The sequence below is a fragment of the Fodinibius sp. genome (genome assembly GCF_041642155.1).
Taxonomy (GTDB): Bacteria; Bacteroidota; Rhodothermia; order Balneolales; family Balneolaceae; genus Fodinibius.
Genome location: NZ_JBEPWZ010000014.1, coordinates 14754 through 28638, shown reverse-complemented (window position 1 = coordinate 28638; position 13885 = coordinate 14754). Strand labels below are relative to the sequence as shown.

General features: G+C 46.5%; 15 protein-coding genes and 1 pseudogene. 9 read left to right on the top strand and 7 right to left on the bottom strand.

Annotated features, from left to right (window positions below; all coding sequences use genetic code 11):
• On the bottom strand, window positions 1-226 hold a 226-nt coding region (locus tag ACESLU_RS02175; RefSeq protein ID WP_372634483.1), incomplete at its 3' end, for an ArsR/SmtB family transcription factor.
• 186 nt (window positions 227-412) lie between these two features.
• Between ACESLU_RS02175 and ACESLU_RS02170 the strand changes: the two are divergent.
• Window positions 413-598 (top strand): annotated as a pseudogene (locus tag ACESLU_RS02170) (hypothetical protein); the annotation flags it as partial.
• A 379-nt stretch (window positions 599-977) separates the two neighbouring features.
• Here ACESLU_RS02170 and thrC read toward each other — a convergent pair.
• Together thrC and ACESLU_RS02160 are read right to left on the bottom strand one after the other, a co-directional pair.
• Entirely contained in the window at window positions 978-2681 is a 1704-nt protein-coding gene (gene thrC / locus ACESLU_RS02165) for a threonine synthase (protein WP_372634481.1), read from the bottom strand.
• Window positions 2682-2767: 86 nt separating this feature from the next.
• Window positions 2768-3019: a hypothetical protein gene (locus ACESLU_RS02160; protein ID WP_372634479.1), complete on the bottom strand. Its 252-nt coding sequence runs from the start codon at window positions 3017-3019 to the stop codon at window positions 2768-2770.
• A gap of 95 nt (window positions 3020-3114) precedes the next feature.
• On the opposite strand from ACESLU_RS02160, the gene ACESLU_RS02155 reads away from it, so the two are divergent.
• Window positions 3115-4305: an anhydro-N-acetylmuramic acid kinase gene (locus tag ACESLU_RS02155; RefSeq protein ID WP_372634477.1), complete on the top strand. Its 1191-nt coding sequence runs from the start codon at window positions 3115-3117 to the stop codon at window positions 4303-4305.
• A gap of 74 nt (window positions 4306-4379) precedes the next feature.
• Here the strand turns inward: ACESLU_RS02155 and ACESLU_RS02150 are convergent, their stop codons facing one another.
• From ACESLU_RS02150 to ACESLU_RS02140, 3 genes are all read right to left on the bottom strand, one after another.
• Complete coding sequence (locus ACESLU_RS02150; protein ID WP_372634474.1) at window positions 4380-5177, bottom strand: universal stress protein; 798 nt, start codon at window positions 5175-5177, stop codon at window positions 4380-4382.
• Window positions 5178-5179: 2 nt separating this feature from the next.
• Complete coding sequence (locus ACESLU_RS02145; protein WP_372634472.1) at window positions 5180-6031, bottom strand: universal stress protein; 852 nt, start codon at window positions 6029-6031, stop codon at window positions 5180-5182.
• Window positions 6032-6143: 112 nt separating this feature from the next.
• The gene (locus ACESLU_RS02140) at window positions 6144-6644 is read right to left on the bottom strand and encodes a BCAM0308 family protein (RefSeq protein WP_372634469.1); all 501 of its coding nucleotides are present in this window, start codon (window positions 6642-6644) and stop codon (window positions 6144-6146) included.
• A gap of 308 nt (window positions 6645-6952) precedes the next feature.
• Here ACESLU_RS02140 and ACESLU_RS02135 point away from each other — a divergent pair, with 308 nt between their 5' ends.
• The 6 genes from ACESLU_RS02135 (at window position 6953) to ACESLU_RS02110 (ending at window position 11055) form a co-directional block, all read left to right on the top strand.
• Window positions 6953-7420, top strand: a complete 468-nt coding sequence (locus ACESLU_RS02135) for a hypothetical protein (RefSeq protein WP_372634466.1) — start codon at window positions 6953-6955, stop codon at window positions 7418-7420.
• Window positions 7421-7453: 33 nt separating this feature from the next.
• Complete coding sequence (locus tag ACESLU_RS02130; RefSeq protein WP_372634464.1) at window positions 7454-8323, top strand: hypothetical protein; 870 nt, start codon at window positions 7454-7456, stop codon at window positions 8321-8323.
• 286 nt (window positions 8324-8609) lie between these two features.
• A complete protein-coding gene (locus tag ACESLU_RS02125; protein WP_372634461.1) occupies window positions 8610-9887 on the top strand; it encodes an NAD(P)/FAD-dependent oxidoreductase in 1278 nt (425 codons plus the stop codon).
• A gap of 21 nt (window positions 9888-9908) precedes the next feature.
• On the top strand, window positions 9909-10367 hold the full coding sequence (locus ACESLU_RS02120; RefSeq protein ID WP_372634458.1) for a hypothetical protein: 459 nt from the start codon (window positions 9909-9911) through the stop codon (window positions 10365-10367).
• A gap of 90 nt (window positions 10368-10457) precedes the next feature.
• The gene (locus ACESLU_RS02115; protein ID WP_372634454.1) at window positions 10458-10766 is read left to right on the top strand and encodes a hypothetical protein; all 309 of its coding nucleotides are present in this window, start codon (window positions 10458-10460) and stop codon (window positions 10764-10766) included.
• 85 nt (window positions 10767-10851) lie between these two features.
• Window positions 10852-11055, top strand: coding sequence for a dodecin family protein (locus tag ACESLU_RS02110; protein ID WP_372634451.1), 204 nt, complete (start codon window positions 10852-10854; stop codon window positions 11053-11055).
• A 184-nt stretch (window positions 11056-11239) separates the two neighbouring features.
• Here ACESLU_RS02110 and ACESLU_RS02105 read toward each other — a convergent pair whose 3' ends face one another.
• On the bottom strand, window positions 11240-12094 hold the full coding sequence (locus ACESLU_RS02105; protein ID WP_372634448.1) for a universal stress protein: 855 nt from the start codon (window positions 12092-12094) through the stop codon (window positions 11240-11242).
• A gap of 365 nt (window positions 12095-12459) precedes the next feature.
• On the opposite strand from ACESLU_RS02105, the gene ACESLU_RS02100 reads away from it, so the two are divergent.
• Window positions 12460-13788, top strand: a complete 1329-nt coding sequence (locus ACESLU_RS02100; protein ID WP_372634445.1) for a ferric reductase-like transmembrane domain-containing protein — start codon at window positions 12460-12462, stop codon at window positions 13786-13788.
• The last annotated feature ends 97 nt before the right edge of the window (window positions 13789-13885 follow it).

Sequence of the window (13885 nt, the reverse complement as noted above, 5' to 3'; positions counted from 1 at the left end):
CATCCACCTCTCCCCTGATGATTCCGGCCTTTTTCAGTGCCTTCAAATGTTGAGAAACCGTCGACTGCGCCAGCGGCAATTCTTCCGTTATATCTCCGCAGATACACGTATCCCGCTCTGCCAGCAACTCAATGATGGCAATTCGCGCCGGATGCCCAAGTGCTTTCATCAGCTCCGCACTACGTTTGCGGGAGGTGTCAAACAGTTTTGCTTTGGTAATAGCCATAGTATTTATCGGTTATCGCAATTTTACGATAAAATATATGCAAAGCTGCTTAGATTAGCAATAGTCATTAATCATGTTACTGCAAGCAATCAAAGAAATAGACATTGACGATTTCAAGGGCAATCTTCTGTCAGAAGACAAGGTAGAGGCCGTCAAATAGCTTTGCAAAGACGAGGTCACGTCACCATTTGTTTGAGTCGTAAAACCAAATCCATTATTAAGCACAACCTGTGGTCAAGACTCTACATGATTCTCATTCAGGTACCGGCCACAATCCTTGGTTTGAGCATGGGATGGGCGGTCGTAGGTCACGAAGGATCAACCGTGGTAGTCGTGTTTAATGCGTTGAGACTGCTGGGATATAAATCCTAACTAATCCAAACGCAAACTTAGTTTAATTTAACTTAGGTTTGGTATTATCGGTAGACTATCGTTAATAATAATCTTTTGGCAAAGCGCTACAAAGTCTACAACTGCCGGCACTAAATTCTGTACTGTCATTAAAATAGCATTTAGATCAACTTACATGTATTCAAATTTAGGGTATACCCCAAATCGCTACACTTTTCAGGATTTCCAAAAAAGGCCTGCGGGCCGCTAATGTATGATTGAATACAATACCCTAATTACGATACGGCCAGGACCAAATATATCGATGGAATTATAAAAGGTACCCGCGTGGGGCTTTCCGCAAATATTCTCTGCCCACTATTAAATATTATCTACCCACTATTTTATCCGTCCGCTCAAGTCACGCGTGGGTGCCTTTCATCGCGATAGCCAGTCCCTTCGTAAAGGCCTGGATAACAGCTTCGAGGGTGTCCGGTGAGGCTCCCTTGGAGACCCACTGCTGCTCGCCGTTTCTCAGGGTCAGCGTAACCATTACCAGCGAATCCGTGTCGGGACTGAGGATATCGATTTCATGGTTTTCCACGACCAGCGGAAAAACGTTGTCCGTCTCCGTGCGAATAGCTGTGAGAACGGCATCGATGGGACCCACGCCTTTGGCCTCGGAGATCACTTCGCGGCCCTGCAGGTTCAGCTTTACCGTGGCCTGAACCAGCCCGTGCTTGCGCATGATCAGTTTGTAGTCCAATACTTCCACCGGGTATTCGAGATCCGTATCTTCATCAAAGATGAGCGACTGCAGTACCTCGATTTCATTGTTGCTGAGCGTTTTGCCTTTTTTGTTAATCTTGGAGACGTAATCGTTGTACAGCTGCTCGTGCTCCTTGTCCATCTTGAGATTCGCCATGAAGGTATCCCGCGATTTGCCCCACGATTTTTTCTGCATCTCGATAAAACCGGAATTGACATAGCTGATCACCTTCTTGAGGTCCGCCGAAAGAACGGGAGAGTTCAGGGAGTGTTTGGTGACGACCTGGGTATCTTTAAAGCCCGTTCCGGTAGCTACAAAGAGGCACTTTTTACGGCTGAATTGCTCTTTATGCTTCTTGAAGGCGGCCAGCGGCAGCGCTCCCGCCGGTTCCACAAAATCACCCTCTTCCACCGCCAACTCCTTGAGGGCATCCAGAATTTCATCTTCCGAGACGGTGAACGCAAGTCCCTCCGACTGGTCGATGCCCTCGAGCACCTTGTAAAAATCCACCGGGTCCGGTACCGCTACCGAGCTGGCCATCGTCTGCACTTGTTCTCTGACAATCTTCTCTTTCTTGAAAATCCCTTCGACCACCGGCGAGCTCTGATCCGGCTGAATAGCGACCAGCTTTGGAATACGATCAATCAGTCCCCCTTCCTGCATCTCTTTAAACCCCTTGAAGATCGCACTGAAGTTGGTCCCGCACCCCACCGGGATGAAAATATAATCCATATCACCGCCCCCCTGGTCGACCAGCTCATAAGAAAACGATTTTTGTCCCTCTTCCCGAAATACGAAATCCCCGGCCAGGTAATAATTGCTCGACTTGGCAAACTCCCGGCAGAGCTGTTCGCAGGTGCTGAAAGACCCTTTGATACGGATAATATTTGCATCGAAAATCGTGGCCTGTGCCAGTTTGGCTTCAGTGGTTTTTTCGGGGACAAAAACAAAGCAAGGGATGTTAAAATAGCACGCATAGGCCGCTACCGAGGCCGCCATATTGCCGGTGGAGGCCAGGCAGATCGCATCAGCGTTGAGTTCCCGTGCCTTCTGGACTTCGATATAGCTCCCCCGGTCCTTAAAGCAGCCGGTCGGGTGCTCGAACTCCAGCTTGGTCCACACTTCGGCCCCGTACGTTTCGGAAAGTCTGCCCAGTCGCTTGAGCGCGGTGGGATGGGTCTTCAAAGGATCGGGAACAATATCGGATAAAGGATATTGCAGGTCTTCGGAGGGTTGGTCGTAATGCACCCGGAGCACACTTCCGCATTCCGTGCAGTAGGTGGTGGTTTCCTCCTCGGAATTGTGATGGCCGTGAGGTACACATTTGAGGGTATATCCGGTTGTTGCAGTGGCCATAATAGAATAGCGTAATGAATTTCGTTTAAAAACAGCTCTTCAAATCCCTGCGGATGAAAGATAGATCATTCTGAACAGGAATGACATCAGTTTTTCAGGGGCAGGAGGGAAACCTCGTCGAAGTCCATATCCAGTTCATCGAGGACCGGTTCGGCGACTTCCGAGATCTCTTCCGGACTCAGTGCATCAAGTCCCTCTATTTCAATAAAAAGGGCATTCTGATGGCCGACGATATTATAGCGTGCCTTTTCGGCGTTAAAGCACTGGCGAAGGGTATCCACCAGGAGTTTGATATCCTGCTCGTAAGCTTCGTAATCGGATTCATGGAGCTCATCCATAATAATAAATAGCTATTGCGTGTTTCATAGTTCGTGTTATTTTTCAGCTGAACAATACATAATCCCTGATAGGCAATCAATTAATGAATTCAGTAATGAGATCGCTGACGACCATCGCCCGGAAAGAGAAAAAAATAGTACTCGGACTGATGTCCGGCACTTCGATGGACGGGCTCGACCTGGCGCTCTGCCGTATTTCGGGCAGCGGGATGGATACCGGGCTGGAGCTGCTGGAGTTCAGCACCCGGCGCTATTCCCCCGGCCTGCAGAAAAAGCTCAAAAAAGTCGTATCGGTCCCGCAGTGCCGGCTGGAGGATGTCTGTCTTATGAACAGCTATCTCGGCGACTATACAGGAGATGCGATTCTGGAGGCCCTGGAAGAGTGGGGTTGGGGCCCCGATCAAGTTGACTGTATCGCCAGTCACGGACAGACGATCTATCACGCCCCCCTGTCAAAGCACGGGCAGCCTGATTTCCGGCATGCGACGCTGCAGATCGGGGATGGAGATCATATTGCGCAACGCACGGGTATTCTTACGATCAGCGACTTTCGTCAGAAACATACTGCTGCGGGCGGGGAGGGGGCGCCGATGGCAGCATTGGTGGACCGGATGCTATTCGGTCATCCCGGCAAAGACCGGCTGCTGCTGAATATTGGCGGCATTGCCAACTTTACGTATCTCCCCGCGGCCTCCACAAATGCAGGGCCGGTGAGCGGCGATACCGGTCCCGGCAATACCCTGCTGGATGAGGCGGCGCGTCGTTTGCTCGGCAAACCCTTTGACGAGGATGGAAAAGCCGCGCGGAGGGGGACCGTAAACCCGCTGCTGCTGAAGGCTCTGAAAACGGACCCGTATTTTGATTTGGACCTTCCCAGGACCACCGGACCCGAACGTTTTAACAAGAAGTACGTGCGCGGGGCCCGGCGGGCGTCGGGGGCGAAGGACATCCGGCCGGAGGACCTGCTGGCTACGCTGACCGCCTTTACGGCCGAGACTATTGCGGATGCTGTCACAGAGGTTGTTCATCAATCCTTGGCCCCGGAGATACTTGTGAGTGGCGGGGGCCTCCACAACTCATATTTGATGGAAACGCTGGAGCGGTCTCTCCCGGGGGCGACGTTCGCGCCATTCGGGAAAATGTATTTCAATGCCGACGCCAAAGAGGCGGCCAGCTTTGCCGTTTTAGCCAACGAGACGCTCTCGGGAGAGGGATTTAGTATCGACTCGGAGGCAAACGAAGGACAACAGAAGATTCACCCGGGGAAGATCTCTTTCCCGAACTGAATATCCCCCTCAATCATGAGAGAGCAGGTCGATCTCAGGTTATTTAGTTTAGAAGTTTGGAAATAAGAATCACATCACTCCGTCGTTAGCTTGTATTTTTTCCTTTCGGGAAGTACCAGAAGAGGCACCTCGGAATAGCTTGTTTGCTTAATGTGGTTCGACTGCATGAGAGATTGCAAGAATGTTTTCTTATGCCGGGTCATCACAATCACGTCGGTATCCTGCTTATCCAGGTATGTGGAAATTCCTGAAGCAAAATTCTTATCAATAGTAAGTTGAAAATTGATGCGGGGATAGTCAAATGATTCCGTTATCAACTCCCTGAATCCCCTGTATTTTATTGTTGTATCCAGGCTGTTATCGGAGCTGGTATGAAACACGGTGATATCAGCATTATCAAATAATTCGGCCCATTTTACGATCTCTTCCAGCGCTTCCAAATCTCCCTCTCTGTAATCCGTTGCAAAGGTAAAGTGATTAAAATCGGAATACTTTCGACTGAGCGGCACGACCAGGACGGGGACCGATGATTTAAGGATAATATTGGTGCTAATGCTGCCGTATAAAATGGTTGCCAGATTTGATTTACCTTTAGCCCCGATGATTATAAGATCTCCCCGGCTGGCAAGGATGTTGGATACCGGATCACCGGCCTCGACTGTGGTCTCAATATCTGATATGGATAGATTTTTTTTGCTGATAAATTCCTGCATCATCCTGTCAGTACCGTAGCTATAGGGGACATTGACCGAATGGGTGACCCGTATTTTGGCATTTACTTTTCGGGCGATTTCCCGGGCATAGGTAAATGCATTATGGGCAGCTTCGGAGAAGTCTGTGGGATGTAAGATCACATTTATGTCGTTTTTCATAGTCAAAATGTAGTTGATTTGTCATTGCCGGGTAAAACCAAAAGCGGCGCCTGAATATAGTAGCTCATATCCCTGGACTGTTTTTTCTGTCCGATCAGGGGAAACGGTTTATCATAACGGATCATCACAACCAGTGATACCGGATATCTTTCTATTTGGTTGGCCACCCCTTCAAAAAAAGTGATCGATTTCTCCTCCTCGAAATCAATAGGTTCGTAGGAGATTGATTCTTTAACCAGTCCTCTGAATCCATGGAACATACATTCCGTTTTAAGATTGCTCTCGAGTGTCGTATGAAACACTTTAATTTTTGATTTGAAGCGTTTCGCCAGCTCAACCACATATTGAAGTGCTTCCAGGTCTCCGTCGTTGTAATCAGTCGTAAATATAATCTGCTTGAAGTCGGTTGAACGGGCGTTTTCAGGTATGGCCAAAACAGGGATGGCCGACTGCTGTACAACTTCCGCAGTTGTGCTCCCGAAGAGTATCTTTTTTAATCCGGTTCGTCCTCTGGTGCCCATGACAATGAGATCAGCTTTGAAGGGCTGATTGGTCTCCAAAATAGCATTTATTGCCCGCCCTGTCTGGATGTGGGTTTCAACCGGCACGTCGGCATGGGAACCTTCTTCTTCGATTTCCAGGATTAACTCTTCAAACAGTTTTCTTACCTTTCCGGTTACTCCTTTCTTTATTTCCTCAGCCATGGGAGCAAAGTCATAGGGCTCTTCAATAGTGTGAAGAATATGGACCGTAGCGCCGGTTCGTTTGGCGATTTTCAGGGCGAAGGGTAACGCATGCCGGGCGTTGTCGGAAAAATCGGTCGGGAACAAAATATGGTCAATGGTTGCGTCCATGGATCAGTCAGTTACTTGGCATTAGGTTTTTTGTAATATTATCCAGAAGCAGGCAAAATGGCTGTAATGAAATCCACGCTGCTCATGTGGGATTTTTAATTAATGAACTTACTCACAGATTACACTGCCAGAATACCCGGATGAGATCGTCATCGTCGTAGTTGTAGTTCAGATCTCCTCCATAGGCCCTGACCAGGGAATCCCCGATCCTTCGGGCCAGGTGGATACCGGTAGTGGTAATGATGGTCTTATCTTTCTTTTCGCTGATATTTACAAATCGCTCCAGGGGATGTTCGGTGAGTTCCACATCCTTGATATGGTGGATCATATTCATGATTTCGGTTCGACGGGTATCGAAAAAAGTCCCCTGCAGTTCGATAAGTCCCGCAGGATAGTTATCCCTGGTTCGCCGGCAGGCCGGACAGGTCACACGCGACGCTTCATCCGGTTCCGGAAGATCATCCCAGGTCCACCTCCCGCCGGTGTAAAGCGAGCCGCAGACCGGACAAATAGTGGGGTCAGGATGCTTTTTGGTTGTTCGATAGGCATCGTGTCTTTGACGATCGTATATCCGGCTCCGTTCCTGTTTAAAATGGGTATCAATATTTTTCATTTGGGATTCTGTTCGTTAAATGAGTAGGGATTCCTCTGTTGTAAGTGAACGTACGTTAGGGCAAAGGCATGATAATTTATTCACCTTTAGATTAGTTCTATAAAAGATATTTTGAAGTAGGTATTGTTTGTTTGAATCTGTGAGGGAAAATACTGCATGGATCAGCCTGTCGTGGTTTCCCCTACAGGCAAACGTGCAGTTGAACTACAAAAGGTCGGGTAATTAAAATCACATTATGAGTACCGGCAAAAACCGAAATTCTATTGTGCATTCTTAATCTCAATAAAATAGAATCGGTGTAACGTACTATGAAAATACTAAATGGATTTCTTGGCCTGATTGTCGGAGTAGCGATACTGGGAAACACAGCTTTGGCCCAGCAACATGCTCAGCAGAAAATGATGCAGCAGCAGATGAATGAGATGCGGGATATGAATCAGCGTATGAACCAGATGAATGAACGTGTTCATATGATGAACCAGGAGATGTCTCGCATGATGGAGAAAACACAAAACGAACAGATGCAGAACCAGTACCGGATGATGCACCGTATGGGCGAGCAGCTTGGACTGATGCTTGGCAATATGAAAAATGCGGCCGAGCGCTGTAACCTTATGCTTCAGGATCGTCAAATGATGCAGGATGGCGAGATGAGAAAGGATATGGATCAGGTCCGGCAGCATATGCAGGATATGACCGGTCAGCTGGAAGAAACGGTCCAAACGATGGAGCGAATGACCAAAAGATTGCGGGAGCATCAACCGGATCAAAATTAAATATCCCAATCACGGGAGAACGATTGTTTTGACATGATGAATTACAAAAGATGGAGTCTGTTTCTGGGTCTTGTTATGGTAGGTGGATTAACGGGAACCGGTCAGGTTTGGGGTCAATCGTTGCGTTATAACGGCAGTATGCAGATGGCGACCGGCTCCTACTTTTTTGAAGAAAATACCCGGAGTTTTTATCTGACCAATGGCCTGGGGATAAGGAATGGGCGATACGGAATGTCCGTCGACGTCCCCTTCGTTGTACAAAGTTCCCCGTGGATCTCATACAGCCGCTATGGCGGGATACCCACCGGGGGACCCCAGCACGAGTCGGTGGGCCAGCATTACGGACGGAGAACGGGTCAGGGTATGGGAGGTCGCAGAAAGCCTGTTGATCTGGCGGATACAGCTTCCTATACACAGTCCGGCTTCAGTGATCCATCGCTCTCTTTGCAGTATCAGGTCCTGGGATCTGAATCCGGGGCAACGGCTTTGTACTTCACTACATCGATCAAATTCCCTTTGGCCGATCCTGCAAATGGATTTGGAACCGGCGCCTGGGATGCGAGCATCGGCAGTTCCGTATCCAGGCGTTTTGACACATGGTTTACAACGGCCAATTTCATGTACTGGCATTTTGGAGACATGCCCGACCTGGAACTGAAATCTTCGCTGACCTACGGAGCGGGAATCGGTAAATCCTTTTCCGGTGGACACTGGTTGGTGCTCGGATCTTTTAACGGGATGACAGAGATTATTGATGGAGTTACCCCTCCCATGTCGGCCACGCTGGGGATAGGCTATCAAGTGGGTGCGCGTACCAGCCTGAATATCAGCACTTCTTTCGGCTTGTCTGAATCTTCTGCGGATGTCGCGTTTGGTGGAGGATGGCAGGTTAAACTATACTAACTGGGTTCATTTAGATATAACATTCTGCAGTCTGACATCAAATGGATAGTAAGATGAAACCTTCAGCTAAAGTAACAGGCATCATGAAAAAAAAAGCCCGATAAAGAATCAATTTATGATCAGGCGGTTTTAAACCTTAAGGGATATTCAATATCAGATCGTATGTAAGAATATTCCCTACATAATTGAGATAGCTATTAATTACATAACTATCAGGTTACTCGTCTAAGTACGAGAGACACTGAACTTGTATTATGAACCAAACATTAATTCAATTAGCAATACCATGGCTGCACAACCGCATATTCTCGTATTGGGATGTAACTTCGCCGGACTAACTACCGCTCGTTATATCCGCGAGTTTGCAGGTGAGGAGGTAGAAATCACCTGTATCGATCGAAAACCTTATTTATCGTTTATACCCAATATCCCCATAGAGGTATGGAACAATAATAATCCCGCCACGGAACTCCACCTTCCCTTCATGAAATTTCTCGACCGGGATAACATCCGGTTTATCCAGGGCGACATCCGGAATATCGATGTCGAACAAAAAGAGATTGCTTATATCCCGGCTGAGCGGGCCGGTTCTGCGAGTGAAAATATATCTTATGACTATCTGGTTATTGCCCTCGGGAATTACCTGGCTTTTGACAGGATCGAAGGTTTTGCAGAGCATGGTCATACGTTTACGGATACCTTTTACGGGGATGAAATTCGGAGGTATCTTCACGAGGGAGGATATAAAGGGGGGCCGGTTGCCATTGGTTCTGACCGTTTTATACAAGGTAAAAGTGATAAACTTCCCGAAGGATTGCCGGTGGCAGAGGCTGCTTGCGAAGGCCCGCCGGTAGAAGTGGCCTTTTCGATGGCCGACTGGCTTGAGAGGCGGGAACTGGGCGGAGCTGAAAATATTACGCTGTTCACCCCCGCGGAAGTCATTGCCGAAGATGCAGGAGAAAAGATTCTCGATGAGCTGCTGCCCATGATGGAAGAGATGGGGTACGGGTATAAGGCCGACACCAGGGGAATCAGCAGAATTCATAAAGATGGCATTGAATTCAAGGACGGCAGCAGCGTTGAAGCCGAGCTGAAAATTATTTTTCCGAACTGGGAAGCCCACGCTTTCCTGAAAGAATTACCAATCTCGGACGATCAGGGGTTTATAGTTACCGACAGGTATATGCGCAATCCCGATTACCCGGAGGTTTTTGCAGTTGGGGATGCGGCTTCCATTACAGTCCCGAAGCTTGGATCACTGGGACATATGGAAGCGGAAGTGTTAGCCCGTGTGATCGGTCAGGAGGCGGGCAACTACCATCCCGAGGGGGAAATAGATCCGATGGAGTTTATGCTTATATGCATGGGAGACATGGGAAATCACAAGGGTTTTTACATGCATACCGATGAATGGTGGGGTGGAGATACAAGTATCCTGAAAATGGGATACACGCCTCATATGCTCAAAATGGGGTTTAAATCCATGTATTACACAACAGGCGGAAAGATACCATCCTGGGGTTTGCCGTTGTCTGAATTTATTGCTGACCGCACGGTGATTTAATATAAAAAGAGATGATTAATTATGGATTTGAATACGAAAGAAGTAATAAGAAATCTGCAATTATGGGGCGGAGGTCTTGCCCTGCTGACCATAGGCGGGATTGTTTATTCGATTTCCAAAGGGATCATGCGCTATAAAAAATACCACCGTAAATTCGATTCGAATGCCATCGAAGAAGTAGAGGGTCGCGTTGCAGAGGTTGTTACGGACAGTGGTAAGTTTGAGCAGACCCGGGGTGTTGTTCTTGTTGTAGATACGAATAGAAAAGGCATAATACATGTTCACTTGGGCCCTGAATGGTTCCTTCTTCATCAACGTAAACATTTTAAGCCCGGAGATATGGTTATAGCAAGAGGTTCACTAATAGAAGGGAAAGGGGAAGAATTTATGGTTGCCGCATCAGTTTCAAGAGGAAATGAAGTTCTTGTCCTTCGAAATGAGAAAGGGGAACCGTATTGGAACCGGTGGATGAGGGAATAAAATGTTATCGTTTGGAAATAATAAATGTGCTTATAACATAATTGCCAGTAATAGTACTACTAACACTCAAACAAAGAATAGTTACCTGTCATGAATAATAAAGTATCCTCAACAAAACGCGAGAAATACATCGATAAACTGTCAGCACGGCTAAAAAAGTGGGATCGCGAGCTGGAAGAATTCGAAGAGAAAAATAAAAAACGGCTTTCCGAATTAAAACAGGATTTGGCTGATCGATTAAATAATTTAAAAACCAAAAGGAGTAAATTAGACCAAAAAATGGATCAGCTTGAAGGAGTCGGGGAAACGACCTACCAGAATATCAGAAAGGATGCTGAAAAATTGTGGAAAGATCTCAAGAATGGATTTTCATCTTTGCGAAAAGAGATGAAGAAATAAATAATATTTTGAATATTATTTACAAACAGACAGGCAATACATTTAAATATTGCCGATTTTAATTAACAATAAAACGGAGACCATTATGTCATTAGCAAAAGTAATTGAAGTCATTGCCGAAGGTAGTACAATGGAAGAAGCGGTTGAAAATGCTGTATCCCAGGCAAGTAAGACGGTTCACAATATCAAAAGTATTAATTGTGAGAATATTCAGGGAATCGTATCAAACAACCAGGTCGACAAATATCGCATTAATGCAAAAGTTACTTTTGTAGTGGAAGAGGGATAACGTATGCAATGCGAGTTTTTGACTTGTAAACAATATAACGCGTGTGCGGTTAAGTGACCTGACAGGGGTAACAGGGAGGTAACTCCTGTCAGCGTCCCTGCCAAACCAACAGGTACAGGTTTGATGGACACTGAAGTCCTGTTTGGAATCCAACCGCACAACGCGTTAATATAGTCATTTTTTATTATTTGTCAGTTACTTGACCCGGCAGCACCAGCAGGGGAGCCTCTGAATAATAACTCATCTCTTGTGATAGCCGTTTGGGAAGGGGCGGGAATGATTCCTCATAATGTACCATTACAAGCAATGAGATGCTATGCCGCTCAATTTTATGCGTTACTGCTTCAAAGAATCGTGTGGATGGAGCCGTTTCAAACTCAATGTTATTATAAGATATTTTGTCGGTTACAAGATCCTTGAATCCCCTCAGCATGATTTCGGTTTTGAGACTATTTTTAACCGAGGAATGAAATATATTGATTCTTGAATGGAACAGCTTCGCCAGTTCGACCACGAATTGCAGCGCTTCGAGATCTCCATCCTGATAGTCAGTGGCGAAGGTAATCTGTTTAAATCCATTGTATGATGCCTGTTGTGGCACCGACAAAACCGGTACTTCGGCGCGACGTATAACTTCTGCCGTGGTGCTGCCGAAAAGAATTTTATTCAATCCTGTCCGTCCTTTGGCACCGACGACTATCAGGTCAGCATTTCGGTTCTCCGCTTCTTCGAGAATGGTGTATACAGCCCGTCCGGTTTGTATGCTCGTTTCAATGTCCAGCTCACCGTATTTGTTGTCTTTCCGGATTTCATCCTCCAGGTTACCTAACAGTTTTTTTACAGTCTGGCTGAGACTCCTTTTAATTTCTGTTGTTATAGGTGCTTCATCCATCATGGCAAAATTATAAGGTTCCTCGATGGAATGCATGAGATGTACTTTAGCACCGCTGGCACGGGCTATTTCAAGGGCAAACGTAAGCGCATTGGATGTATTTTCGGAAAAATCAGTCGGGAATAAAATGTTATTGATGTCAGGCATGATGTATGATGGATTATTAGATTATTATAGTTATTTGTTCTTAAAAAACATACTATTGAAGAAAAATGATGTAATGATATGGTATCTAATTACTGTAGGGGTTAACTGGTAAGCGGAAAAATTTGTTATTTCTTTTCAGCTTATGCGGTTTGCCGGCTATCCGGAACTGCTCCCCATGCCACTGTTTCGTATCCCTGCCTGGGAAACCAATCAATTTCTCATCGGGCAGTCACTTGGCTCCTTTCGCAGATCCAGTGCATTGGCATTATAGCGATATGCCGGTCCTTGTGCCGTAGGGATGCTGATAATTTTAGCTCGAAAAGCCGGGATAAGTTACAATGTAATACTTAATGTGAAGTATAGCTATGGAACCCAATTCATTATCACCGTTGCCGGAGAATGAACACAAGAAGAGAACAATCGGACCCTGGGTATCCTGGCTGCTTCCCGTGCTGGTTATACCGCTCTGGCTAACGGCCTACCCGGAAACAACGGTCAGGCACAGCGCGAAGAGTTTTTTCATCTATTCAAGCCAGCTGGCTGCTCTCGTCGGCTTTGCTCTTTTTGCCGTTACCTTTATACTGTCCGCACGGTTAAAATGGCTTGAATCCTATTTCGGCGGATTGGATAAAATGTACCATATCCATCACCGGATGGCTAATGTTGCCTTTGTCCTGCTGCTCCTGCATCCAATTCTACTTGCAACCAGGTGGATACCGCAGGATATCGCAAAAGTATTCTGGTATTTCTTTCCGGTGCACCGTCGACTTGCAGTAGATTTCGGCAGCTGGTCTTTGTGGGGCTTGATTATTTTGATGATGCTGACCCTGGTGATTAAGCTTCCCTACGACAAGTGGAAGTTAACACACAAATTTATGGGGGTTGTATTTATATTTGGGGCTATTCATTTGTTTTTTCTGGAAGACCTGGCCGCCGCCAGCACATTGTTGTATATGTACCTCCTCATTTTATCTGTTGCTGCATTAGCAGCATGGGTCTATAAATCATTCCTGCTGGAACATGTGCTGTCTAAACCCCGGCTTAAGGTTGCCGATGTTATACGGTTGGGAGACCAGGTTATGGAAATAGAACTGCATGCAGAAAAAGCTATAACGTTTACTCCCGGGCAGTTTTATTTTTTTAGCTTTATCGCATCCGATATTACCCGAGAGGCGCACCCGTTTACAGTGTGCAGTGCTCCCGGGCGGGAGGTTAGAATAATGGTAAAGGCTCTCGGGGATTACACGCGCAATCTTTATAATAATTTAGAAACCGGTGCCATAGCACTGCTCGAAGGGCCATATGGTCGTTTCGATTACAGGGGGGAGGAATCGAGAAGGCAGGTGTGGATAGCCGGCGGTGTGGGCATTGCTCCCTTCCTGAGCTGGATAAGAAATCTAAGAGAGGGGGACCTGGTTATAAAGGCAGAGTTATACTACTGCGTAAATAGTGAAGAAGAGGCCGTCTACCTAACTGAATTCAAGGAATTCGAAAAACAGTTTTCGGGTTTTAAGATTCATCTGGTGTGTGCCGACAGGGAAGGTTTTTTGGATGCTCGTGATATTGCCGATCCGGCACAGAAAGTTATATATATCTGTGGTCCACGGCAGATGAGGGAAAAATTGTTAAGAGAGTTTACACAATTGAATGTGCCGGAGGATGATATTCATTACGAAGACTTTGATTTCTTTTAGGCCGTATATCCCGTAAAGATACTTGGTTTATTGATGTAACATAGATCTTGAGGAGATAAATTTTGGTTTTGTTTGACTCCTGGCTTGGGACCTGTAT